General features: G+C 67.5%; 20 protein-coding genes. 4 read left to right on the top strand and 16 right to left on the bottom strand.

The features are described 5' to 3' along the window. Nucleotides 1-73: 73 nt before the first annotated feature. The 5 genes from HSX14_RS03275 to HSX14_RS03255 all read right to left on the bottom strand — a co-directional run bounded on the left by HSX14_RS03275 (nt 74) and on the right by HSX14_RS03255 (nt 5,028). A complete protein-coding gene (locus HSX14_RS03275; protein WP_173177663.1) occupies nt 74-2,149 on the bottom strand; it encodes a TonB-dependent receptor in 2,076 nt (691 codons plus the stop codon). A gap of 198 nt (nt 2,150-2,347) precedes the next feature. Beyond that, the gene (locus HSX14_RS03270; protein WP_173177495.1) at nt 2,348-2,515 is read right to left on the bottom strand and encodes a hypothetical protein; all 168 of its coding nucleotides are present in this window, start codon (nt 2,513-2,515) and stop codon (nt 2,348-2,350) included. Further along, nucleotides 2,505-2,831 (bottom strand): hypothetical protein, encoded by a 327-nt coding sequence (locus HSX14_RS03265; protein ID WP_228723537.1) that lies wholly within the window; start codon nt 2,829-2,831, stop codon nt 2,505-2,507. Before HSX14_RS03265 ends, HSX14_RS03270 begins: the two co-directional genes overlap by 11 nt. A 56-nt stretch (nt 2,832-2,887) precedes the next feature. Then, complete coding sequence (gene creD, locus HSX14_RS03260) at nt 2,888-4,240, bottom strand: cell envelope integrity protein CreD (RefSeq protein ID WP_173177491.1); 1,353 nt, start codon at nt 4,238-4,240, stop codon at nt 2,888-2,890. A gap of 350 nt (nt 4,241-4,590) precedes the next feature. After that, nucleotides 4,591-5,028, bottom strand: a complete 438-nt coding sequence (locus HSX14_RS03255) for a CBS domain-containing protein (RefSeq protein ID WP_021217056.1) — start codon at nt 5,026-5,028, stop codon at nt 4,591-4,593. A 143-nt stretch (nt 5,029-5,171) separates the two neighbouring features. On the opposite strand from HSX14_RS03255, the gene HSX14_RS03250 reads away from it, so the two are divergent. After that, entirely contained in the window at nt 5,172-5,897 is a 726-nt protein-coding gene (locus tag HSX14_RS03250; RefSeq protein WP_173177489.1) for a hypothetical protein, read from the top strand. Between the two features lie 145 nt (nt 5,898-6,042). Here the strand turns inward: HSX14_RS03250 and creC are convergent, their stop codons facing one another. From creC to HSX14_RS03230, 4 genes are all read right to left on the bottom strand, one after another. Continuing rightward, nucleotides 6,043-7,467 (bottom strand): two-component system sensor histidine kinase CreC, encoded by a 1,425-nt coding sequence (creC, locus tag HSX14_RS03245; protein WP_173177487.1) that lies wholly within the window; start codon nt 7,465-7,467, stop codon nt 6,043-6,045. Between the two features lie 13 nt (nt 7,468-7,480). After that, entirely contained in the window at nt 7,481-8,173 is a 693-nt protein-coding gene (gene creB / locus HSX14_RS03240) for a two-component system response regulator CreB (RefSeq protein WP_173177485.1), read from the bottom strand. A gap of 92 nt (nt 8,174-8,265) precedes the next feature. Beyond that, nucleotides 8,266-8,784, bottom strand: a complete 519-nt coding sequence (gene rloA2, locus HSX14_RS03235; protein WP_173177483.1) for a retropepsin-like aspartic peptidase RloA2 — start codon at nt 8,782-8,784, stop codon at nt 8,266-8,268. 61 nt (nt 8,785-8,845) lie between these two features. Continuing rightward, entirely contained in the window at nt 8,846-10,102 is a 1,257-nt protein-coding gene (locus tag HSX14_RS03230) for a cyclic di-GMP phosphodiesterase (RefSeq protein WP_173177481.1), read from the bottom strand. Nucleotides 10,103-10,266: 164 nt separating this feature from the next. Here HSX14_RS03230 and HSX14_RS03225 point away from each other — a divergent pair, with 164 nt between their 5' ends. Beyond that, nucleotides 10,267-11,160 carry a 1-acylglycerol-3-phosphate O-acyltransferase, YihG family gene (locus HSX14_RS03225; RefSeq protein WP_173177479.1) on the top strand — a complete coding sequence of 298 codons (894 nt, stop codon included), beginning with the start codon at nt 10,267-10,269 and terminating at the stop codon, nt 11,158-11,160. Between the two features lie 314 nt (nt 11,161-11,474). Next, on the top strand, nt 11,475-13,433 hold the full coding sequence (gene betT, locus HSX14_RS03220; protein ID WP_173177661.1) for a choline transporter BetT: 1,959 nt from the start codon (nt 11,475-11,477) through the stop codon (nt 13,431-13,433). Nucleotides 13,434-13,581: 148 nt separating this feature from the next. Here betT and fdhA read toward each other — a convergent pair whose 3' ends face one another. The 7 genes from fdhA to glyA all read right to left on the bottom strand — a co-directional run bounded on the left by fdhA (nt 13,582) and on the right by glyA (nt 22,499). Next, entirely contained in the window at nt 13,582-14,781 is a 1,200-nt protein-coding gene (gene fdhA, locus HSX14_RS03215) for a formaldehyde dehydrogenase, glutathione-independent (protein ID WP_173177477.1), read from the bottom strand. Between the two features lie 177 nt (nt 14,782-14,958). Beyond that, entirely contained in the window at nt 14,959-15,816 is an 858-nt protein-coding gene (gene purU / locus HSX14_RS03210; RefSeq protein ID WP_173177475.1) for a formyltetrahydrofolate deformylase, read from the bottom strand. Nucleotides 15,817-15,925: 109 nt separating this feature from the next. Continuing rightward, nucleotides 15,926-16,567: a sarcosine oxidase subunit gamma gene (locus HSX14_RS03205; protein ID WP_173177473.1), complete on the bottom strand. Its 642-nt coding sequence runs from the start codon at nt 16,565-16,567 to the stop codon at nt 15,926-15,928. A 57-nt stretch (nt 16,568-16,624) separates the two neighbouring features. After that, entirely contained in the window at nt 16,625-19,645 is a 3,021-nt protein-coding gene (locus tag HSX14_RS03200) for a sarcosine oxidase subunit alpha (RefSeq protein WP_173177471.1), read from the bottom strand. Next, nucleotides 19,642-19,968 (bottom strand): sarcosine oxidase subunit delta, encoded by a 327-nt coding sequence (locus HSX14_RS03195; protein ID WP_173177469.1) that lies wholly within the window; start codon nt 19,966-19,968, stop codon nt 19,642-19,644. The genes HSX14_RS03200 and HSX14_RS03195 overlap by 4 nt, the downstream gene beginning before the upstream one ends. Nucleotides 19,969-19,979: 11 nt before the next feature. Beyond that, entirely contained in the window at nt 19,980-21,230 is a 1,251-nt protein-coding gene (locus tag HSX14_RS03190; RefSeq protein WP_173177467.1) for a sarcosine oxidase subunit beta family protein, read from the bottom strand. A 15-nt stretch (nt 21,231-21,245) separates the two neighbouring features. Beyond that, complete coding sequence (gene glyA / locus HSX14_RS03185; RefSeq protein ID WP_175384236.1) at nt 21,246-22,499, bottom strand: serine hydroxymethyltransferase; 1,254 nt, start codon at nt 22,497-22,499, stop codon at nt 21,246-21,248. 503 nt (nt 22,500-23,002) lie between these two features. Between glyA and HSX14_RS03180 the strand changes: the two genes are divergently transcribed. Then, entirely contained in the window at nt 23,003-23,308 is a 306-nt protein-coding gene (locus tag HSX14_RS03180; protein WP_173174884.1) for an NIPSNAP family protein, read from the top strand. The last annotated feature ends 101 nt before the right edge of the window (nt 23,309-23,409 follow it).

Below are 23,409 nucleotides of genomic sequence, written 5' to 3'. Positions count from 1 at the left end.
GCAGGGCCCGGCCCCGCTGCGTTGGGCTTCGTGCCTTAGCCCAACCTACGGGTAGGGCGCGTGCCCGTCCCTATCAGAACCGGTAGCTCGCGCTGGTCATCAGGGTGCGCGGGTCGCCGGGCATGATCTGCACGGCGCTGGTGGCGGTGGCGTAGTAGGTCTTGTCGGCGATGTTGGTCAGCGCGGCCTTCAGGTCCCACTGTTCCAGGCGGTAGCCGAGCATGGCGTCCCAGCGGCCGTAGCCCGGCAGCGCGACGGTGTTGGCGCTGTCGGCAAAGCGGTCGCCGACCAGGGTCAGGCCGGTTTCGCCATACAGGCCCTGCTCCGGTTTCCAGCTTAGGAACAGGCTGCCGTTGCGCTCGGCCACATCGCCGATGCGCTTGCCTTCCAGGCCGTTGTTGTCCTTGACGATCTCCGCGTCCTGCAGGCCGATGCCGCCGCGCAGGTACCAGTGGCTGTAGAGGCGGCCGCTGGCGGTCAGCTCGATGCCGCGCGAGCGCTGCAGGCCGGAGAGGATGAAGTTGCCGGGGTTCAGCGGGTCGGAAGTGCGGCGGTTGTACAGCTCGATCTCGTAGATGGCCAGGGTGGTGCTGAGGCTGTCGTCCAGCCAGTCGCTCTTCACGCCCACTTCGTACTGGCGGGTGTGTTCCGGGCCGGTGCCGTTGGTGTTGGTGGTCGCGCCCGCGGTGACGCCGATCAGGCCGCCGCCGACCGGGGAGTAGGTCTTGCTGTAGGAGGCGTAGAAGGAGTGGTCGCGCAGGGGCGTCCAGACCACGCCGACGCGCGGGCTGAAGCTGTCGTCCACCTGCTGCTCGCTGCGGCGGGTGAGGCGGTTCTGCGAGTCCACGTCGAAGTGGTCGTAGCGCAGGCCGAACAACACCTGCCACTGCTCGTTCAGGGTCACCTGGTCCTGGATGTACAGGGCGCGGCTGTCGATGCGGTGCTGGGCGTCGCTGCTGGCGACCATGCGCCCGGTCTGCTGGCGGGTGGTGTCGGGGTTGAAGATGTCCAGCGAGGGCGCGGCGTTGGCGGCGCCGGTGGCGTTGGTGTAGAGCTTCGGGTCGCGGTGCTGGTTGCCCAGCTCCAGGCCGGTGAGCAGGCGGTGCTCGAGGCCCGCGGTGTGGAACAGCCCCTCCAGCTCCAGGTTGCTGAAGATGTTGCGGGTGGTCAGGTCCTGCTGCCAGCGCGCACGGCCCACGGTACGGGCGGCGGCGTTGACGCTGGTGACGTAGGTGTTGTCGAAGTCGCTGTCGAGCTTGAACACGCCCAGGGTCTGGCGCAGTTGCCAGTCGGCGTTGATGTCGTAGGTCAGGCGCGAGCGCAGGGACTGTGCCTTGTCGTCGATGTAGTCGCGCTGCAGGTCGCTGTAGACGGTGTCGCGGCCAACGTCCGCCGGGTGCCCATTGAGCCCGGGGATGCCGCGATCCGGGGTGCGGCGGTGGCGGCTGTATTCGTACTGCACCAGCCAGTTGAGGTCGGGGCTGAGCTGCCAGCTCATGGATGGCGCGAACAGCTGGCGGCTGGAGTCGATGCCCTTGCGGAAGCTGTTGGCGTCCTGCTCGCCCATGTTCAGGCGCAGGGAGATGTTCTCGCCGGGGTCGGTGCTGAGGTCGGCATAGAGGCTGCGGAAGTCCTGGCTGCCCAGCTGCGCCTCGAGGGTGGAGGCCAGCCCGGCCTGGGGCTGCTTGCTGATGCGGTTGACCAGGCCACCCTGGCTGCCACGGCCGTAGAGCACCGCCGCCGGGCCCTTGAGCACCTCGATGCGCTCGATGTTGTGCAGGTCGCGGGTGTACTGGCTGTCGTCGCGGATGCCGTCGAGGTAGAAGTCGTTGCTGGCGTCGAAGCCGCGGATGCGCAGGCCGTCGAAGCGGGTGTCACTGGCGTCGCTGACGTTGGGCAGGCCGACGAGGGCCTGGGCGATGTTGCGGGTGCCGTAGCTGAGCACATCCTCGGTGCGCACCGTGTCGATCGCCTGGGGCACGTAGCGCACCGGGGTGGCGGTGCGCGTGGCGGTGGAGACCTCTTTCACCCTCGAGTCCTGGCTGCGCTTGCCGTCGACTTCGATGGCGGGCAGCTCGGTGACGGCCATGGCCAGCGGCGACAGCAGCAGGGAAGCCAGGCTCAGGGCCAGGGGTGAAAGGGCAGGCAGTTTGGCAGGGGTCGACATGGGGCAGGTCCGCATCCTGGTGGCGAGTAAAAGAATCGGTTGCGGATGATATTTATTTTCATTTGATCTTTATAGTCATTTGCATCGAAATATTTACAAGACGCTGACATTCCCTCGTCCTCTCTCCTCGTCCTGCCCCCTCGCACCGCTCCAGGCCGCGCCGTCCCTGGCATGCGTCCTTCAGCGGGCCTGGCGCCGCGCTTGCCCGGTGGGCTCCTGGCGGCCCGGCCAGGGCTCGAACCCGATCACCACGCCCTGCCTTTCCGCCCGGTAGCCGGGAAACAGTTCGGCGATCCGGGCCGCCAGGCGTCGGCTGGCGGCACGCTCCTCATGCAGTTCACCGCGCATCACGGCTGTCCTCCTCTTCGTCACGGTGCCGGTACCACAGGCGGAAGAACCCGGCCGCCAGCAACAGGGCGCCCTGGGAGAGCGCCACGCACAGCTGCAGGAAGGAGTTCACCGAGGGGTTGTTGCGCGGGTCGATGACGCCGGTCAGGGCATGCCAGAAGGACTCGGGCAGCACCATCAGCGCCAGGTTGGCCACCGGCTTGCCGGTGATCAGCCAGAGGTCGATGAAGCCGAAATTGCCGGCGAACATCAGGCCGCCGAGGATCAGTACCGAGACCACCAGGCCAAGGGCGAAGCAGGCTGTGAATTGCACCATTGCACGCATCGTTTCTTCCTCCCGAAGGGGCGCGGCGATGGCCGCGCCCATGAATGTCAGCCCTGGACCTGGGCGGGTTTGACGGCACCGACGCCGTACCAGTCGAGCTTGCGGGTCAGCACCATTACGCAGGCCAGCAGGCCGAACACCAGCAGCGAGCCCATCAGCAGCGCGTAGTCCTCGGCGCTGAGCAGGCCGTAGAGCATCCCGTAGAGCGCCGCCAGCCCGGCGGTGAAGCCTGCGCCACGCGCCCAGCTGTGCAGCACGTGGCTGACGTAGAAGCCCACCAGCAGCACGCAGGCCGCTGCGGAAAGCGAGTAGGCCAGGGCGAACTCCAGGTGCTCGGACAGCGACAGCAGCAGCAGGTAGAAGAACGCCAGGGCCAGGCCCACCAGGGCGTACTGCACCGGGTGCACCGCCAAGCGCTTGAGCACTTCCATGAGGAAGAAGCCGGCGAAGGTCAGGCAGATGAACAGCAGGGCGTACTTGATGGCGCGATCGGTCTTCAGGTACTGGTCCACGGGGTCGACGAAGCTGACGCCGAACACCTTGCCGTTGAAGTCCTCGCAACGCTCGGCGTAGGCGCAGTTGGCCAGGGCCGCTTCCATGTCGGTGGCGAAGAAGCTGGTCTGCCAGCGGGCGCTGAAGCCGTCGTCACGGATTTCGCGCTCGGCGGGCAGGAACTCGCCGACGAAGCTCGGGTGCGGCCAGCCGGACTTCAGCTCCACCTGGCTGTCGCGCCCCACCGGGGTGATGCTCAGCGACTCGGTGCCCTGCAGCTTGAGGTCGAAGCCGAAGTCGAGGTTCTGCACCTCGCCCGCCTGCAGGTTCGGCAGCGGCACATGCACGCCGCCGGGCAGGACCGGGTCGCCGCTGCCGGGCTGGAAGTCGAAGCTGCGGCCGTTGAGCTCCAGCTTCAGCGCATTGCTGATGCCACGGATGTCGCTGATGCCCACCGCCAGGAAGGGCGCCTCGAAGCGGTAGTCGGCCAGCCCTTCCCCGATGCCGTAGTTGGCCGGCAGCAGGAACTGCCCGGTGATGCGGCTATCGCTCTTGTACAACCGCGCCTGGTAGATGCCCCGGGCACGCAGCTCGGTGTCCACCTCGCCGGCCAGGCGCAGGCGCTCCGGCAGGAAGAACAGGCGGCTGCGTTCCTCTTTCTCGTCGAGGTAGCGCTGGCCGGTCTTCTCGTTGGTCTTCCACTCGCGGATCACGCGGCGGTAAGGCACCACCAGGATCGGCCCCGTCACCTGCTGGCTGTAGCTGGAGCTCTGGGCGATGTTCTCCAGCACGCCGTTGCGCGCCTGCTGACGCTCGTCGATCAGGCCGTCGATCATCAGCAGCGGAATCAGCAGCAACAGGATCAGCAGGGCGATGGCACCCAGCTTGAAACCCAGGGTACGGGTCATCTCGGACTCTCCTCATGTGTTCTCGATGGGGAAAGTCTGGGGAATGCGCGAGGCGGGGTTATGGGGAGAATGTGGAGTTTGTGTGGGGATTGGGTGGAGAGGGGGGATCGCTCATGCGGGGATCGCAGGATGGGTAGAGCGAAGCGAAACCCATCAGCGGAGTCGGGCGTTGCCCCATGGGTTTCGCTTCATTCGCAGAACGCCGCCCGGCCCACCCTACGAGGTGCCCGATAATGCGTAATGCGCGAGACGGAACACCGCCCGGTGGATGGGTGAAGCGTCATCCACCCTACGGCCCCCATTCGCGAATGAATTCGCTCCCACAAGGGACCGGCGCCCACATCCAGCGATCAGCACGACCCGCGGATGTAGTCCTCCAGGTGGTGGATCAGGCTTTCCTGCTCGGCGGTGATGTCGCGTACCAGGTCGCGGATGGAAAGCAGCCCGATCACCTTGCCGTCATCCAGCACGGGCAGGTGGCGCAGGTTCTTCTCGGTCATCAGCTGCATGCAGAACTGGTTGCTGTCCTTCGGGCCGACCACGAAGAGGTTGGAGGTCATGATCTCCTGCACTTCGGTGCCGTAGGAGGAACGGTCCTTGGCGGCCACGCGGCGCACGTAGTCGCGCTCGGTGACGATGCCCACCAACTCGTCACGCTCCATCACCAGCACCGCGCCGATGCCCTTCTCGGCCATCAGCTCGGCCGCCTCCAGCACGGTGGTGGTGGGGTCGACCCGGTAGATGGTCGTATGGGGCTTGCCCCGCAGTATTTCGGCGACGCTCTTCATTGGCTGCTCCCGGTTTCTCGTTGTTATGTGCACCGCGTTCCATGCACGGCGACGGTTTGAGAATAGTCAATTGTGGGCACTCGCAAGACGCGGCAGAATCGCCGCCAGTCGGGCCTTCCGGCCCTTTGGAAATGGACGTTCCCATGCTCCCCCGCAAGACCCTCTATGCCCTCACCGCGCTCTCGCTGCTCATGCTCGGCGGTTGCTCCAGCAAGGGCTATGTCACCCCCGACCATGGCGTCTCCCTCGCCGGCATCGACGATGCCGATATCGAGGAACTGTTCAGCAAGAAACCTGCCAGCCCCTTCCCGGCGCAGCTGAGCATCGTCCGGGTGGCCAGCACCTACCGGGACGGATTCGAGGTGGTGCAGACCCGCGACATCGAGTCCGATGCCGACCTGGCGCGCATCACCGAACAGCCGCTGGTCAGCCAGGCCGCGCCCCTGAGCCGCCTGCTGGTCCCCAACGACATGAAGAGCCTGAAGGACCTGCGCCTGCCCGCCGCGCACATGCGTTCGGACCTGCTGCTGGTCTACACCGTGGACACCACCTTCTATGTCGACAGCACCCCGCTGGGCCCGCTGACCGCCGTTTCGCTGGGCTTCCTGCCCAACCACCAGGCCCATGTGACCAGCACCGTCGCCGGCATCCTGGTGGATGTGCGCAGCGGCTACATCTACGGCTCCACCGAGGCCACCGCCCAGGAAGAACAACGCTCCAGCACCTGGTCCACCGAAGACGCGGTGACCGAGTCGAAGAACCGCGCCGAGAAGGCCGCCTTCGCCCGCTTCAGCGAAGGCTTCCCGGCGTTCTGGAAGGGTGTGACGGCGAAGTACGCCAAGAGCGCGCCGGTGGCCACGGCGGAGTGATTCTCCCGCGCTGACGTGGATCACGCGGAGTCGCCCCGGCGGAGCGCCTGGAGGGCTCCGCCGGTGGATGGAAGAGCGCCATCCACCCCGCATCCCGCCGGACGCCGCGCCGAAACGGGTGCACCACAAGGGTGCCTGAGCGAAGTCAGGCCGCCGGCAGGCGCAGCCGCACTTCCACGCCGCCGTCGAGGTTGCAGACCTGCAGGCTGCCACCGTGCAGCTGCGCCACTTCCTGGACGAAGTTGAGCCCCAGGCCGGTGCTCTTGCGGCCGCTGCCGGGGCGCGGCAGGGAATAGAAGCGCTCGGTGAGGCGCGGCAGGGCGTAGTCGGGAATGGCCTCGCCCTGGTTGTACAGGCGCAGGTCCAGCTCATGGCCGTCGCGGCTCGCGGCGATGCGGATCAGGCCGCCCGCCGGGGTGAAGTCCAGGGCGTTGTCCAGCAGGTTGGCCAGCGCCTGGCGCAGCAGGAAGCGTTCGCCCGATGCCTCCAGGCCGATGTTCACCGCATTCTCGATGCGCAGCCCGGCGGCCTCGATGCGCGCCGCCTGGGCCTGCAGCAGGTCTTCCACCATCGGTGCCAGGGGCACCGGCACCCGCTCCTCCAGGCCCTGGCGCTGCTCGACCTGGGCCAGGTACAGCAGGCGTTCGATCAGTTGCTGCAGGCGCGCGCTCTCGCCGCTGATATTGGCCACGAAGCGCTGGCGCTGCGCCGGGGGCATCTCGCCCTCCAGCAGTTCCGCCGCGCCACGGATGGCCGCCAGGGGGCTCTTCAGCTCGTGGGTCAGGGTGTGCACGTAGCGCTCGACATAGGCCTTGCCCTCCAGCTCGGTGCGCATGCGTTCGACGGCCCGGGCCAGTTGCGCCAGCTCGCCGCCGCGCAGGGTGGGCAGCTCGGCGCGCTGGCCCTCGCTGACGGCCTGGGCGTAGCGGGTGAGGCGGCGCAGGGAGCCGCTGAGCCACCAGGACAGCAGCCCGCCGATCAGCAGGCCGAGGACGATGAGCCCGGCACCGAGCCAGGCCAGGCGCATCTGCGAGCGGTAGATGTAGGGCTGCAGCGAGCGGTTGGGCTTGGCCACCGAGACGACGCCTATGATCTGGCCGTTGTCGCGGATCGGCGCCGCCACGTACATCACCGAGGAGTCCGGGTCGCTCGGGTCCTCGCGCGTGGAGCGGGCGCCGTACTGGCCGCGCAGGGTCAGCAGGACGTCGTTCCAGCCGGAATAGTCCTGGCCCACGGCCAGGCCGCTGGAGTCCAGCAGCACGCGGCCGGTGCCATCGGTGACGTAGATGCGGTGGTTCACCTCGGTCTTGCGCACGCCCCAGATCTCGGCGCCGGGCTGGCGCTTGCCGTAGGCCTTGAGCAGCTCGGGCAGGTTGCTCTGGCCCAGGGTGCCGTCGCGCACCGGGTCGCGGAGGATCTCGGCCAGCAGGTTGGCGGTGTCCACCAGGGTCTCTTCGGTGGACTGGCGCACGCCGGGGCGGATCTCGTCCATCACCGTGCTCAGCACGAAGTAGCCGGCCAGGCCGACGAAGAGGAAGTACACCAGGAAGATGCGGACGCCGAGCGGCATGGCGGGGCTCCGGTCAGGCGCTGGGGTCGTAGCTGTAGCCGAGGCCGCGATGGGTCTGGATCGGCTCGGCCTCGGCGTTCACCTGGCGCAGCTTGGCGCGCAGGCTCTTGATGTGGCTGTCGATGCTGCGCTCGTAGCCGGCATCGCTGGCCACGCCCACCGAATCGAGCAGCTGCTCGCGGCTGAACACCCGCTCGGGCTGCGCCAGGAGCGTCTGCAGCAGGCGGAACTCGTGGCGGGTGAGGCTCAGGAGCTGGCCCAGGTAGTGGATGCGGAAGCGCTCGACGTCGACCACGAAGGGGCCCTCGGCGGCGGCCGCGACCGGGGCGGGTGCGGCCTCGCGCGGGGCGGTGCGCTTGAGGATGGCGCGCACCCGGGCGGCCACCTCACGCGGGCTGAAGGGCTTGACCACGTAGTCGTCGGCGCCGATCTCCAGGCCGACCACGCGGTCGATCTCGGCGTCACGGGCGGTGAGGAAGATCACCGGCACCTCGGAGAAGCGCCGCAGGCGCTTGCAGGCTTCGAAGCCGCTGATGTCGGGCAGGCCGACATCGAGGATGACCAGGTCGAAGGGCTCGCGCGCCAGCAGCTCCAGGGCCTCGCCGGCCAGGCTCGACCAGGTGACGCCGAAACCGTCGGCCTGCAGGGCATAGACCAGGGTGTCGGCGATGGCCGCTTCGTCTTCGACAATCAGGATGTTGGGCATGGCGTCCGTGCAGGCGGGGAAATAGCCGGCACGGTGCCGCAGGCCTCGGGCGGCGTCAATCCCGCCGAGGCCGTCACCTCAGCCGGCGCGGCTCAGCACTGGGGCTTGCCGGCGGTGAACTTGCGCCCCGGGTAGATCGCGGCGCGGAACTCGCGCAGGGCCTTGGCGCCGATCAGCAGCGGGTAGTTGAAGCTGCTGCGGTCGGTGAGGTTGACCTCGACGGTGCGCTTGGTGTCGCCCAGGCACATCTCCATCTCGATCACCGGGCGCTTGGTCGGGTCGGCCTTCTCGCCTTCGTCGTCCTCTACGTCGCCGGCTTCCTCGGCGCGCGTCTTGATCTTGCTGATGCGCGCCAGGCGGTGCTCGTAGAGGGTGTCGTCGGCGTCCTTGGTGGCCAGGCGGAAGCGCACCCAGTCCTCGCCGTCGCGCTGGAAGCGCTCGATGTCCTTGGCCGACAGCGAGGCAGTCAGGGCACCGGTGTCCATCTTGGCCTTGAGGGTCTGGCCGATCTCCGGCAGGCGGATGTATTCGTAGCGGCCGTAGAGCTCGGGGTCCTCGGCGGCGAAGGCCGGCAGGGCGACCAGGGTCAGCAGGGCTAGGAAGCGTTTCAACGGGTTGTCCTCGGGATCAGGGTGCAGGGAGTAGGACTGGATGGCCGGCCATTCGTTCGCGTCACTTCGCCTTGGCGGGTGGCAGGCGCTCGCCGCCCCAGAGGGCGTCGAGGTTGCGGAAGCCCCAGTCTTCCGGGGCTTCGCGGCCGATGATGCGATCGCGCCCCTCCAGAGCCGCCAGGTCGATGATCTCCTGGGGGATCGGCACCTTGGAGCGCGCGGAGAAGAACACCTTGACCCGGGGCAGCAGCAGGGAGCGGGCGTTCTGGTCGATCACCACGCCGAGGCGGCCGCTCTCCAGGCGCACCAGGGAGCCGGTGGGGTAGATGCCGACGGTCTTGACGAAGGCCTGGAACACCTGGGGATCGAAGTGCCCCTTGGTCCACTCGGCCATCTTGTGCAGGGCCTCGGCCGGCGCCCAGCCCTTCTTGTAGGGGCGGTCGGAGGTGATGGCGTCGTACACGTCGCACACCGCGCCCATGCGCGCCAGCAGGCTGATCTGTTCGCCGCCCAGGCGATGGGGGTAGCCGCTGCCGTCGAACTTCTCGTGGTGATGCAGGCAGACGTCGAGCACCAGTGCGCTGACCTGGCGGCTGTCGATGAGCATGCGCGCGCCGGCCTGGGGGTGGTGGCGCACCGTGGCGAACTCCGCGTCGGTGAGGGCGCCGGGCTTGTTCAGCAGCTCCAGCGGCACGGCCATCTTGCCGATGTCGTGGAGCAGGCCGGCCAGGCCCGCCTCGCGCACCTGGGCCTCGCTGAGCTGCAGCTGGCGCGCCAGGGCGATCATCAGCGCGCAGACGGCGACCGAGTGCATGTAGGTGTATTCGTCGGAGCGCTTCAGCCGCGCCAGGCTGATCAACGCGTTGGGGTGACGCAGCACCGAGGTGGTGATGGATTCCACCAGTTCGGCGGCGTGGCCCAGTTCGATGGCGTGGCCGAGACGGGCGTCGTTGAACATCTCCATCACCGCCTCGCGGGAGCGGGCGCAGAGCTGCACCGCGCGGGACAGTTCCTCCTCCATGGTCGCCGGGTTCACCACCACGGGCGGCGCCTCGGCGGCCTCCAGCAGGCGTGCCTGGGCTTCCTGCTGCACCTGTTCGGCGGTGCTCCCGCCATTGGCGGAGCCCGCGTCGCTGTCCAGGCCCCTGGACGTGTCTATCCACACCTCGGTGACGGCGCTGTCGAGGATGCGGGCGAGGTCCTTTTCGGATTTCAGCAGGAAGCTGCTCTTCCAGAAGGGGTGGTCCATCCATGAACCGCATAATTCCTGGACGTACATGCCCAGGCGCAGGTCGGACACAGCGATCTTCTTGAGCACGGTAACTACTCGATGGAAATACGCGAATGCGCCTCCATCATGCCTGATGGCCAGCTGCCAGGACAGCCACCCGAACGGGACTTTCGCACCCCGTCACGTCTTGGCAAGCGAAGCCCGCTGCGTATCATGGCAACGCCACCCACAGGCCAAGGAGCCGAGGACCTATGCGGGCGCTGCTGACCGGTATCACCACCATCCTGCTCATCCTGATCAACACCCTGGTTTTGATCGGCCCCATGCTGCTGATCGCCCTGCTGAAGCTCGTGCTGCCGGGCCAGGCCCTCAAGGACGCCTGTTCCCGCGCGGTGATGTGGATCGCCGAGACCTGGGCCGAGAACGACAAGCGCATCTTCGCCCTGCTCACCCCCACCGCCTGGGACATCCGTGGCGGCGACGGCCTGCGCGGCGACACCTCCTACCTGGTGGTCTCCAACCACCAGTCGTGGGTGGACATCCCCGCGCTGGTGCAGGCCTTCAACCGCAAGACGCCCTATTTCAAGTTCTTCCTCAAGAAGGAGCTGATCTGGGTGCCCTTCATAGGCCTCGCCTTCTGGGCGCTGGACTACCCCTTCATGAAGCGCTACTCCAAGGCCTTCCTCGACAAGCACCCGGAGATGAAGGGCAAGGACCTGGAGATCACCAAGGCCGCCTGCGAGAAGTTCAAGCGCCTGCCGGTGACCGTGGTGAACTACCTCGAGGGCACGCGCTTCACCCCGGCCAAGCAGGCCCAGCAATCCTCGCCCTATCGCCACCTGCTCAAGCCCAAGGCCGGCGGCGTCGCCTTCGTGCTCGCCGCCCTGGGCGAGCAGCTCGATGCCATGCTCGACGTCACCCTGATCTACCCCGGCAAGGAGGTGCCCGGCTTCTGGGCCCTGGTGTCCGGCCAGGTGCCCCGGGTCATCGTCGACATCCAGACCCGCGACATCGACCCCTCGCTGTGGCAGGGCGACTACGAGAACGACCCGCAATTCCGCCAGCACATCCAGGACTGGGTGACCCGCCTCTGGGCCGAGAAGGACGCGCGCATCGAACAGCTGCGCGGTGAACTGCAGGGCTGAGCCCGCGTCCTTCGCGCCGGCCTCCCGAGCCGAAACATTTTCCGACGAAACGGCGCAGCCCCCTTGAGCACTGGCTCAGGGGGCGGCGCAGGCGCGCGCGCGACGGCCATGGGATTGGCCGCGAAGGGGCCGACCGTGTTTATATTGAACGCTCGATCAATTTAAAAGGAACCTCGACGCCCTCTTCCGTTTCTCATCAGGCGCGTGCCTGAATCTGCGTCAAAGGAGCATTTCTTGTCGACCCCCTCCCCCTTCCGCCACGGGGCCGCCCGACCATGAGCGTGCCCAATCCCCCCGGCAGCCTGCCGCTGCGCATGAACACGCCCGTCCTGCTGGGATCGGCGGGCTTCGTCCTGATCTTCGGCCTGGTGGTCGCGATCTTCACCGAGCAGGCCGGTGCCTGGTTGCTGCAGGCCCAGGCCTGGGCCGCCAACAGCGTGGGCTGGTACTACCTGCTGGCCATGACCCTGTACCTGGTGTTCGTGGTCGTCACCGCGCTGTCCGGCTACGGCAAGATCAAGCTCGGCGCCGACCACGACGAGCCGGAATTCAGCTACCTGTCCTGGGCCGGCATGCTGTTCGCCGCCGGCATCAGCATCACCCTGTTCTTCTTCTGCGTCTCCGAGCCGCTGACCCACCTGCTGCAACCGCCGCAGGGCGAGGCCGGCGGGCCCGAGGCCGCGCGCCAGGCGATGCAGTTGCTGTTCCTGCACTGGGGCCTGCACGGCTGGGGCGTGTTCGCCCTGGTGGCGATGGCCCTGGCCTATTTCGCCTACCGCCACAACCTGCCGCTGGCGCTGCGCTCGGCGCTCTACCCGCTGATCGGCAAGCGCATCAACGGCCCCATCGGCTACACGGTGGACGCCTTCGGCATCATCGCCACGGTGTTCGGCCTGGGCGCGGACATGGGCTTCGGCGTGCTGCACCTGAACGCAGGCCTCGACTACCTGTTCGGCATCCCCCACAACCAGTGGATTCAGGTGCTGCTGATCGCCCTGATGATGGGCGCGGCGGTGCTGGTGGCGGTGAGCGGCGTGGAGAAGGGCGTGCGGGTGATGTCCGACGTCAACATGCTGCTGGCCTGCTCGCTGCTGCTGTTCGTGCTCTTCGCCGGACCCACCCAGCACCTGCTTAACATGCTGGTGCAGAACGTCGGCGACTACCTCAGCGCCGTGCCGGCCAAGAGCTTCGACCTCTATGCCTGGAACAGCCCCTCCGGCTGGCTGGGCGACTGGACGGTGTTCTACTGGGCCTGGTGGATCGCCTGGGCCCCCTTCGTGGGGCTGTTCATCGCGCGCATCTCGCGCGGGCGCACCATCCGCGAGTTCGTCTTCGGCGTGCTGTTCATCCCCCTCGGCTTCACCCTGGCGTGGATGTCGATCTTCGGCAACAGCGCGCTGGAACTGGTGCTCGACCACGGCATGACCGAGCTCGCCGTCGGCGCCATCGAAGACCCGTCGATGGTGATCTACAAGCTGCTGGAGACCTACCCGTGGAGCCGCACGGTGATCGCCGTGACGGTGTTCGTCAGCTTCGTGTTCTTCGTCACCTCCGCCGATTCCGGCACCGTGGTGCTCTCGACCCTCTCCGCACGCGGCGGCGAGGAAGGCGAGGACGGGCCCAAGTGGCTGCGGGTGTTCTGGGGCGCGATGACCGCCCTGATCACCAGCGGGCTGTTGTTCGCCGGCAGCATCGACGCCCTGAAGTCGGCGGTGGTGCTGACCTCCCTGCCCTTCTCGCTGATCCTCCTGCTGATGATGTGGGGCCTGCACAAGGCCTTCTACCTGGAGTCCCAGCGCCAGCGCGCGCGCCTGCATTCCCTGGCGCCGCTGGACCAGCGTCCGCGCAAGGGCGGCTGGCGCCAGCGCCTCAGCCAGGTCGTGCACTTCCCCTCGCGGGACGAGGTGTACCGCTTCATGGAGCAGCAGGTGCGCCCGGCCATGGAGGCGGTCGCCGAGCAGTTCCGCGAGAAGTCGCTGCGGGTGGAGACCGAGCTGGACCCGGCCAACGCCAGCCTCAGCCTGGAGGTCGGCCACGGCGAGGAAACGCCCTTCCTCTACCGGGTGGTGATGCGTGGCTACTTCACGCCCTCCTTCGCCGTCGCCGGGCTGGACGCGCGCAACCTGCGCAACCGCCGCTACTACCGCGCCGAGGTGCACCTGGCCGAAGGCAGCCAGGACTATGACCTGGTGGGCTACAGCCGCGAGCAGATCATCAACGACATGCTCGACCAGTACGAACGGCACCTGCAGTTCCTGCACCTGGTGCGCTAGCTAGGGAGCCCGGGCTACGGAGCAGTCCGGCCTTCGGGTGCGAGGCCAGGTGCCCCCCGCCTTCCCCCATAAAAAAGAGGAGCCCATGGGCTCCTCGAAAACAGGTACCGCAACGTAGCAGGCGCGGTACCGGGGGTTTGCGGGTGGGTCAGGCGGCGCTGAACAGCTTGTGCGGGTCGATGACGAATTTCTTCGGCACGCCGGCGTCGAACTCGCCGTAGCCACGGGGCGCATCGTCCAGGCTGATCACCTGCACGCCGACCACTTCGGCGATGTTGATGCGGTCCCACATGATCGCCTGCATGAGTTGGCGGTTGTACTTCATCACCGGGGTCTGGCCGGTGTGGAAGCTGTGCGACTTGGCCCAGCCGAGGCCGAAGCGGATGCTCAGGCTGCCCAGCTTGGCGGCGGCGTCCACCGCGCCCGGGTCCTCGGTGACGTAGAGGCCGGGGATGCCGATCTTGCCGGCGACGCGCACCACCCCCATCAGCGAGTTGAGCACCGTGGCCGGCGCTTCGTGCTGGGCACCGGCATGGCCATGGCCTCGTGCTTCGAAGCCCACGGCGTCCACTGCGCAATCCACTTCCGGCTCGCCCAGCAGGGCGGCGATCTGCTCGTGCAGCGGGGTGTCCTTGGACAGGTCGGCGATCTCGAAGCCCTGGGCCTTGGCGTGGGCCAGGCGTACCGGGTTGACGTCGCCGACTATGACCACCGCGGCACCCAGCAGGCGCGCGGACGCGGCAGCGGCGAGGCCGACCGGGCCGGCACCGGCGACGTAGACGGTGGAGCCCGGGCCGACGCCGGCGGTGACCGCGCCGTGGTAGCCGGTGGGCAGGATGTCGGAGAGGCAGGTCAGGTCGCGGATCTTCTCCATGGCCTTGTCGCGGTCAGGCAGCTTCAGCAGGTTGAAGTCGGCATAGGGCACCAGCACGTACTCGGCCTGGCCGCCGGTCCAGTCGCCCATGTCGACGTAGCCGTAGGCGCCGCCGGCACGGGCCGGGTTGACGGTGAGGCAGACGCCGGTGTGCATTTCCTTGCAGGAACGGCAGCGGCCGCAGGCGACGTTGAAGGGCACGGAGACCAGGTCGCCGATCTTCAGGTTCTCGACGTCGCTGCCCTTCTCGATCACCTCGCCGGTGATCTCGTGGCCGAGCACCAGGCCGACCTGGGCGGTGGTACGGCCGCGCACCATGTGCTGGTCCGAGCCGCAGATATTGGTGGATACCACGCGCAGGATGACCCCGTGCTCGATCTTGCGACCGCGCGGGTCCTGCATCTTGGGATAGTCGATCTTCTGTACCTCGACCTTGCCTGCGCCGAGATAGACGACACCACGATTACCAGACATGCATGAATCTCCTTTGTTGTTGTGGATACAAAGGCGCGGCCTGGGCCACGCGGCCTTGTACTGGAGCTTGTGTCTGTTGCCGGACACCGCCGATGAACCTTGGCAGGGCGGTTTCCGAAAGCTGTAGCCCGGGGTCGGGCACGCGCCCGGACTGGAGCCCGGGCTGCGTCTGTTGGTTCAGAGCACCACGGTGCGGTTGGCGTTGAGGAACACCCGGCGCTCGATGTGCAGGCCCACGGCCTTGGCCAGGGTCAGGCACTCGATGTCGCGGCCCTTGGCGATTAGGTCCTCGGGGTAATGGGCGTGGTCCACCGGCTCCACGCCCTGGGCGATGATCGGGCCCTCGTCGAGGTCGTTGTTGATGTAGTGGGCCGTGGCCCCCACCAGCTTCACGCCCTTCTGGTACGCCTGGTGGTAGGGCTTGGCGCCCTTGAAGCCGGGCAGCAGCGAGTGGTGGATGTTGATCGCCCAGCCGTCCAGGCGGCGGCACAGCTCGGGGGACAGCACCTGCATGTAGCGGGCGAGCACCACCAGTTCGGCGCCGGTCTCCTCGATCACCTGCAGGACGCGCCGCTCCTGGGCGGGCTTGTCGTTGGGGTCGAGGGGGAAATGGTGGTAGGGGATGTCGTGCCAGCGCGCCAGGGGCTCCAGGTCGGGGTGGTTGGACACCACCGCCACCACGTCCATGGCCAGCTGGCCGATGCGCTGGCGGTAGAGCAGGTCGTTCAGGCAGTGGTCGGCCTTGCTCACCATCAGCACCACCTTGGCGCGGTAGCTCGGCGGGGTCAGTTCGACCTGCATGTCGAAGGGCGCCACGCGCTCGGCCAGGGCGGCGCGGAAGGCCTGCTCCTCGAAGCCGTCGGGCTGGCGGAACTCGATGCGGATGAAGAAACGCGCGGAGAGCCGGTCATCGAAGGAATGGTGCTCGGTGACGTAGCAGCGCTGCTCGTAGAGGAAGCGCGTCACCGCGTCCACGGTGCCCAGCACGCTGGGGCAGTGGGCGGTGAGGATCCAGGTGTCTGGGGTGCGGCTCATGTCGGGACCTCGGTAATCCACGCTATCCGGGGGCGTAGGGTGGATGACGCTTCACCCATCCACCTTCGCTGTGCTGCGGTGGACGAGAACGGCCTCGTCCACCCTGCCTTCAGGCCTTGATCGCCAGCCCGTACTCGGCGCTGGCGTCCTGCAGCCAGAGCCAGAAGTAGTCCGAGAAGCTGCGGCGGATCAGCAGTTCCCAGGTTTCCTCGCCAGTGTGGCGGATCACCAGTTGCGACTTGGCGAAGGTGGTGCCCACCGCCTTGCCCACCGGGAAGTTGCTCGGGTGCACGTCGTAGGGCGTGGACTTCATCAGCACCTCGCGCACCTTGGGTCCGCTCAGCTCGAGCACGGTCTGCCCGCCGCTGACGTTGATCACCGCGTGGTGCAGCCCCGCCAGGGCTTCACGCAGGCGCTGCTCGGCGGCGAACTCCTCGCCACGGGGGAGGATCAGCAGCCACTCGTCCGGCGACAGCCATTGCAGGGACGTCTCGCCGCTGGCCACCAGGGTCAGCGCCACGGGCAACTCCAGCCCCAGGGCCTTGTGCACGCCACCGGCGAAGGCCGGGTCACGGGCATCGCCACGCAGCACCAGGTGCCCGAGCAGCTTCTTCTCGCGCAGGGTGACGCCGGCACCGCCGGGCTTGCCCAGGGCGCCCTTACCGGCCAGCTCGTCGAGCCCGGCATGGAACAGCGGCGACTCGCCGGCCAGTTCGTCCGGACGCTGCTTGTACACGTTCACTGCGCTCATTTCTCACCTGCCTGGTGCACGCCGGCACCGTCGAATTCCATGGTCTCGGCCTGCTGCTTAAACATTCTGGCGCTCCCCTTTCGGGTCGTAGAACACCGAGCTGACGATCTCCGCCTCGATCACGCTGCCGTCCGCCAGCGGGGCGAAGACCTTCTGGCCCATGCGCTTGAGGCCGCCCCGCACCACCGCGAGGGCGAAGGAATACCCCATCGCCGCGCTCATGTAGCTGGAGGTAACGTGGCCGACCATGGTCATGGGGATCGACTGCTTCGGGTCGAACACCAGCTGCGAGCCTTCCGGCAGCACCTTGTTCGGGTCCAGGGGCTTGAGGCCCACCAGCTGCTTGCGGTCTTCGCGCAGGCAGTCCTCGCGGTTCATGCCGCGCCAGCCGATCCAGGAGAAGCTCTTGTTGCGACCGACCGCCCAGCCCATGTCGAGATCATCCGGCGTGACGGAGCCGTCGGTGTCCTGGCCGACGATGATGAAACCCTTCTCGGCCCGCAGCACGTGCATGGTCTCGGTGCCGTAGGGGGTGAGGTTGTACTTCTTGCCGGCCTCGATGAGCTTTTCCCAGACGCCGGCGGCGTAGTCGGCCTGGACGTTGACCTCGTAGGACAGCTCGCCGGTGAAGGAGATGCGGAACACCCGCGCCGGCACGCCGCCGACCAGGCCTTCCTTCCAGCTCATGAAGGGGAAGGCGTCCTTGTCCAGGTCGATGTCGGTGACCTCGGCCAGCAGCTTGCGGCTGTTGGGGCCGGACAGGGTCATGGTGGCCCAGTGGTCGGTGACCGAGGTGAAGTACACCTTGAGCTCCGGCCATTCGGTCTGGTGGTAGATCTCCAGCCATTCGAAGATGCGCGCGGCACCGCCGGTGGTGGTGGTCATCAGGAAGTGGTTGTCGGCGAGGCAGGCGGTCACGCCGTCGTCCATCACCATGCCGTCTTCCTTGCACATCAGGCCGTAGCGGGCCTTGCCCACGTCCAGCTTGGTCCAGGCGTTGGTGTAGACGCGGTTGAGGAACTCGCGGGCGTCCGGGCCCTGGATGTCGATCTTGCCCAGGGTGGACGCGTCGAGGATGCCCACGCTCTCGCGCACGGCCTTGCACTCGCGGGCCACGGCGGCGTGCAGGTCCTCGCCATTCCTGGGGAAGTACCAGGGGCGCTTCCACTGGCCGACGTCCTCGAACTCGGCGCCATTGGCCAGGTGCCAGCGCTGCATGGCGGTGTAGCGCTTGGGCTCGAACAGGTGCCCGCAGTGGCGGCCGGCGACGGCGCCGAAGGCCACGGGGGTGTAGTTCGGGCGGAACATGGTGGTGCCCATTTCCGGGATGCTGATGCCCAGCGAACGGGCGGCGATGGCCAGGCCGTTGATGTTGCCCAGCTTGCCCTGGTCGGTGCCGAAGCCCAGCGCGGTGTAGCGCTTGACGTGCTCGACCGACTCGAAGCCCTCGCGGGTCGCCAGCTCGATGCCGGCGGAAGTGACGTCGTTCTGCAGGTCGACGAACTGCTTCGGCGCACGGGCGGTGGACTTGTCGTGGGGCACCTGGAACAGCGCCAGGGTGGCCTCCTCGTGGCGCTTCTCGGCCTTCGGCAGGGTACCGGTGACTTCCTTGAAGCCGGCCTCGGCGGCCGCCTTGGCGCCCGCCTCGAAGCCATCGGCCAGGGTGTCCCCCAGGGCGAACACGCCGTTCACGGCGCCGGCGCAGATGCGCTTCTGGAAGCCGCCCTCGCCCGGCACGAAGGCCAGGATGTCCTCGCGCCAGGTGGGCTTGCCGCCCAGGTGGGAGGCCAGGTGCACCACGGGGCTGTAGCCGCCGGAGCTGGCGATCAGGTCGCAGTCGACCACCTCGCCGGGGCTGGTGACCTTGTGCGCCTTGACGTCGATGGCGCAGATGCGTGCACCGGTCACGCGCTTGCTGCCACGGGCCTCGATCACGGCGCTGCCGGTGAGGATGCGCACGCCACGGGCGCGGGCTTCTTCGACCCAGGCGCCACGGGGGTTGCTCCGGGCGTCGGCCACGGCGACCACTTTCTGCCCGGCGTCGAGCCAGTCCAGCACCAGGCGGTAGGCGTAGTCGTTGTTGGTGGACAGCACCAGCTCCTTGCCCGGCGCCACGCCGTAGCGGCGCACGTAGGTGGAGACGGCGCCGGCGAGCATGTTGCCCGGCACGTCGTTGTTCGAATACACCAGCGGGCGCTCGTGGGCACCGGCGGCCAGCACCACGCGCTTGGCACGGACGCGGTGCACGCGATGGCGGGCCTGGCCCATGGGCGCGGTCTCGCCGAGGTGATCGGTGAGGCGCTGGTGGATGGTGAGGAAGTTGTGGTCGTGGTAGCCGTTGACCGTGGCGCGCGGCAGCAGGGTCACTTCCGGCAGCTTCTCGAGTTCGGCGATGGCCTGCGCCACCCATTCGGCGGCGGGCTTGCCGTCGAGGGTCTCGCGGGTGTCGAGCAGGCTGCCGCCGAATTCTTCCTGTTCGTCGGCGAGGATCACCCGCGCACCACTGCGGCCAGCGGCCAGGGCGGCGGCCAGGCCCGCGGGGCCGGCACCCACCACCAGCACGTCGCAGTGGCGGTTCATGTGGTCGTAGATGTCGGGGTCAGTCTCGGTCGGCGCGCGACCGAGGCCGGCGGCCTTGCGGATGTACTTCTCGTAGGTCAGCCAGAGGTTCTGCGGGTACATGAAGGTCTTGTAGTAGAACCCGGGCGGCATCATCTGCCCGCCGACCTTGCCGAGAATGCCCATCAGGTCGGTGTTGACGCTCGGCCAGCCGTTGGTGCTGCCGGCCACCAGCCCGGCGTAGAGCGCCTGCTGGGTGGCGCGCACGTTGGGTACCTGGGTGGCGGGCGTGGAGCCGATCTGCAGGATGGCATTGGGCTCTTCGGCACCGGCGGCGACGATGCCGCGCGGACGGGAGTACTTGAAGCTGCGGCCGACGATGTCGACGCCGTTGGCCAGCAGCGCGGCGGCCAGGCTGTCGCCGGCGTAGCCCTGGTAGCTCTGCCCGTTGAAGGTGAAGGTCAGGGGCTGGCTGCGGTCGATGCGGCCACCCTTGGAAAGACGGTTGGGCTGGCTCATGCCGTTACTCCTTGGTCCACGGCTTTCTTCTCCTGGGTCCCGGCGTCGGTGATGGCAGGGCGCTCACCGACCTTGTAGGTCTCGAGGATTTCGTAGGTCACGGTGTGGCGGGTGACGTTGAAGTACTTGCGGCAGCCGGCCGCGTGCACCCACAGCTCGTGGTGGATGCCGCGCGGGTTGTCGCGGAAGAAGATGTAGTCGCCCCACTGCTCGTCGGTGCAGGCGTTGGGGTCCAGCGGGCGCGGGATGTGCGCCTGGCCCTTGGCGTGGAATTCCTCTTCGGAGCGCAGCTCGCCACAGTGGGGGCAGAAGATGTGCAGCATGGCGGGTCTCCTTAGTGAGCCACGGCAGCGGCGCCGTGCTCGTCGATCAGTGCGCCGTTGTGGAAACGTTCGATGGAGAAGGGCTTGGCCAGCGGGTGCATCTCGCCCTTGGCCAGGCTCGCCGCGAACACGTGGCCGGAACCGGGGGTGGCCTTGAAGCCGCCGGTGCCCCAGCCGCAGTTGAAGAACAGGTTCTTCACCGGCGTCTTGGCGATGATCGGGCAGGCGTCGGGAGTGGTGTCGACGATGCCGCCCCACTGGCGGTTCATGCGCACGCGCGAGAGCACCGGGAACATCTCGACGATGGCCTGCAGGGTGTGCTCGATGGTCGGGTAGGAGCCGCGCTGGCCGTAGCCGTTGTAGCCGTCGATGCCGGCACCGATGACCAGGTCGCCCTTGTCGGACTGGCTGATGTAGCCATGCACGGCGTTGGACATGATCACGCTGTGGATGACCGGCTTGATCGGCTCGGATACCAGCGCCTGCAGCGGGTGGGATTCCAGCGGCAGGCGGAAGCCGGCGAGCTTGGCCATGTGCCCGGAGTTGCCGGCGGTGACCACGCCGACGCGCTTGGCGCCGATGAAGCCGCGGTTGGTCTCGACGCCGATCACCACGCCGTCCTGCTTGCGGAAGCCGATCACTTCGGTGTTCTGCAGCAGGTCGACGCCCAGGGCGTCGGCGGCGCGGGCATAGCCCCAGGCCACGGCGTCATGGCGGGCCACGCCGCCACGGCGCTGCACGGTGGAGCCGAGGACCGGGTAGCGGGTGTTCTTGCTGCAGTCGAGGTAGGGGATCTCCTCGGCCACCTGCCTGGCGTCCAGCAGCTCGCCATCGATGCCGTTGAGGCGGTTGGCGCTCACGCGGCGCTCGGAGTCGCGCAGGTCCTGCAGCGTGTGGCACAGGTTGTAGACGCCACGGGCGGAATACATGACGTTGTAGTTGAGGTCCTGGGAGAGGTTCTCCCAGAGCTTCATCGCATGCTCGTAGAGGTGCGCCGACTCGTCCCACAGGTAGTTGGAGCGGACGATGGTGGTGTTGCGCGCGGTGTTGCCGCCGCCCAGCCAGCCCTTCTCGACCACTGCGACGTTCTTCACGCCGAATTCCTTGGCCAGGTAGTAGGCCGTGGCCAGGCCATGACCGCCGCCGCCGACCACGATCACGTCATAGACCGGCTTGGGCGTGGGGTTGCGCCACATGCGCTGCCAGTTCTCGTGGTGGCTCAGGGAATGCTTGAACAGGCCGAAGCCGGAATAACGTTGCATGCGCGTGCTCCTGGATCAGCGGTACACGGGGAAATCGGCGCAGAGGCCGGCCACCTGCCTGGCGACCTGGGCCTCGACATCGGCGTCGCCGAGGTGGTCGAGGATGTCGCAGATCCAGCCGGCCAGCGCGACGCTCTGCTCTTCCTTGAAGCCACGGGTGGTGATGGCCGGGGTGCCGATGCGCACGCCGGAGGTGACGAAGGGCGATTGCGGGTCGTTGGGCACGGCGTTCTTGTTCACGGTGATGCCGGCGCGGCCCAGGGCGGCGTCGGCGTCCTTGCCGGTCAGGCCCTGCTTGATCAGGCTGACCAGGAACAGGTGGTTGTCGGTGCCGCCGGAGACCACGTCGAAGCCGCGCTCGATGAACACCCCGGCCATCGCCTGGGCGTTCTTGATCACCTGCGCCTGGTACGTCTTGAAGCCGGGCTCCAGTGCCTCCTTGAAGCACACGGCCTTGCCGGCGATGACGTGCATCAGCGGGCCGCCCTGGGCGCCGGGGAAGACGGCGGAGTTGAGCTTCTTCTCGATCTCCTCGTTCTTGCGGGCGAGGATCAGGCCGCCGCGCGGGCCGCGCAGGGTCTTGTGGGTGGTGGTGGTGACCACGTCGGCGTAGGGCAGCGGGTTGGGGTAGAGGCCCGCGGCCACCAGGCCGGCGACGTGGGCCATGTCGACGAACAGCAGTGCCCCGACCTTGTCGGCGATGGCGCGGAAGCGCGGGAAGTCGAGGGTCTTCGAATAGGCGGAGAAGCCGGCGACGATCATCTTGGGCTTGTGCTCGACGGCCAGGCGCTCGACCTCGTCGTAGTCGATCAGCCCGGTGCTGGTGTCGATGCCGTACTGCACGGCGTTGTAGAGCTTGCCGGAGGACGACACCTTGGCACCGTGGGTCAGGTGGCCGCCGTGGGCCAGGCTCATGCCGAGGATGGTGTCGCCGGCATTGATCAGCGCCAGGTAGACGGCACTGTTGGCGGAGGACCCGGAGTGCGGCTGGACGTTGGCGTAGTCGGCGCCGAACAGGGCCTTGGCGCGGTCGATGGCCAGTTGCTCGACCTTGTCGACGTACTCGCAGCCACCGTAGTAGCGCTTGCCCGGGTAGCCCTCGGCGTACTTGTTGGTCAGGCCGCTGCCCTGGGCCTGCATCACCCGCTGGCTGGTGTAGTTCTCGGAGGCGATCAGCTCGATGTGGTCTTCCTGGCGGCGCTCCTCTTCCTGCATGGCGCTGAACAGTTCGTCGTCGTAGCCCTGGATCTGGTCGTGCTTGCTGAACATCGCTGATCTCCTGACGCGCCTGCGGTGGCGCCTGTCGTTTGGTACGGGGGCTTCCCGTTTGCAGCGATGGTATGACTCGCCCTGCCTTGCCAGATGCCTACGGACGCCACGGGAGAATGCGTTTGCGACATGCAAAGGGTCGCAATCGAACATCCATGCAGCAGACCCGGTCACCCACAGTTACGGTGGACCAAGCTGTGGATAAGCTGTACACCCCGCGCAACCGGCCAGGGCCTGCGCAGGCTGCGGCCCATTGCGCATTTATTGTGCGATGTCAGAGGGTTAGCGAAACTCTTACGCACAGAAGCTGTGCAGCGATCTGTGGACAAGCTGTGCGTGGATGGCGCAACGCCAGGCAAGCCGGGGCTCTCGCCCGGCTGTACGTGAACCGATCAGCCGTCAGCTGGCGAAGATGCCCACAGCGACGCGCCTGGACAGCGAGGGTGGCAGTGGATAGTTTCGACTCCCCGCAGCATTTCGCATGCGCCTGGACGAGCGACTCCATGATCACCTGCTACCTGCGCTACATCATCGATCCGTACAAGCTGGCCGAATTCGAGCACTACGGAAAACTCTGGATTCCCCTGGTGGAGAAATTCGGCGGCACCCACCACGGCTACTTCCTGCCCTCCGAAGGCGCGAACAATGTCGCGCTGGCGATGTTCAGCTTCCCCAGCCTGGCGGCCTACGAGGACTACCGCACCCGCTCCATGGCGGACGCCGAGTGCATCGCGGCCTTCGGCTATGCCGAGGAAACCCGTTGCATCCTCAGCTACGAGCGCAGCTTCTTCCGTCCGGTATTCAGCTGAGTACGCCCTCGCACCCGGGCTGGAGCCCGGGCCGCGCCCGAGGGGAAACCGCCCACAAAGACCGTGGACCACCCTGTGGATAAGCTGTGTGACGAACGCGC

The sequence above is a fragment of the Pseudomonas tohonis genome (genome assembly GCF_012767755.2).
Lineage (GTDB): Bacteria > Pseudomonadota > Gammaproteobacteria > Pseudomonadales > Pseudomonadaceae > Metapseudomonas > Metapseudomonas tohonis.
This window is presented reverse-complemented; position numbering and strand designations above follow the sequence as displayed.

Bases quoted from the DNA above. Each gene is read 5' to 3' on its own strand.
- HSX14_RS03270 (WP_173177495.1), bottom strand. From the start codon at position 2,515: ATGCGCGGTGAACTGCATGAGGAGCGTGCCGCCAGCCGACGCCTGGCG.
- HSX14_RS03265 (WP_228723537.1), bottom strand. From the start codon at position 2,831: ATGGTGCAATTCACAGCCTGCTTCGCCCTTGGCCTGGTGGTCTCGGTA.
- creD (WP_173177491.1), bottom strand. From the start codon at position 4,240: ATGACCCGTACCCTGGGTTTCAAGCTGGGTGCCATCGCCCTGCTGATC.
- HSX14_RS03255 (WP_021217056.1), bottom strand. From the start codon at position 5,028: ATGAAGAGCGTCGCCGAAATACTGCGGGGCAAGCCCCATACGACCATC.
- HSX14_RS03250 (WP_173177489.1), top strand. From the start codon at position 5,172: ATGCTCCCCCGCAAGACCCTCTATGCCCTCACCGCGCTCTCGCTGCTC.
- creC (WP_173177487.1), bottom strand. From the start codon at position 7,467: ATGCCGCTCGGCGTCCGCATCTTCCTGGTGTACTTCCTCTTCGTCGGC.
- creB (WP_173177485.1), bottom strand. From the start codon at position 8,173: ATGCCCAACATCCTGATTGTCGAAGACGAAGCGGCCATCGCCGACACC.
- HSX14_RS03225 (WP_173177479.1), top strand. From the start codon at position 10,267: ATGCGGGCGCTGCTGACCGGTATCACCACCATCCTGCTCATCCTGATC.
- betT (WP_173177661.1), top strand. From the start codon at position 11,475: ATGAACACGCCCGTCCTGCTGGGATCGGCGGGCTTCGTCCTGATCTTC.
- fdhA (WP_173177477.1), bottom strand. From the start codon at position 14,781: ATGTCTGGTAATCGTGGTGTCGTCTATCTCGGCGCAGGCAAGGTCGAG.
- purU (WP_173177475.1), bottom strand. From the start codon at position 15,816: ATGAGCCGCACCCCAGACACCTGGATCCTCACCGCCCACTGCCCCAGC.
- HSX14_RS03205 (WP_173177473.1), bottom strand. From the start codon at position 16,567: ATGAGCGCAGTGAACGTGTACAAGCAGCGTCCGGACGAACTGGCCGGC.
- HSX14_RS03200 (WP_173177471.1), bottom strand. From the start codon at position 19,645: ATGAGCCAGCCCAACCGTCTTTCCAAGGGTGGCCGCATCGACCGCAGC.
- HSX14_RS03195 (WP_173177469.1), bottom strand. From the start codon at position 19,968: ATGCTGCACATCTTCTGCCCCCACTGTGGCGAGCTGCGCTCCGAAGAG.
- HSX14_RS03190 (WP_173177467.1), bottom strand. From the start codon at position 21,230: ATGCAACGTTATTCCGGCTTCGGCCTGTTCAAGCATTCCCTGAGCCAC.
- glyA (WP_175384236.1), bottom strand. From the start codon at position 22,499: ATGTTCAGCAAGCACGACCAGATCCAGGGCTACGACGACGAACTGTTC.
- HSX14_RS03180 (WP_173174884.1), top strand. From the start codon at position 23,003: ATGATCACCTGCTACCTGCGCTACATCATCGATCCGTACAAGCTGGCC.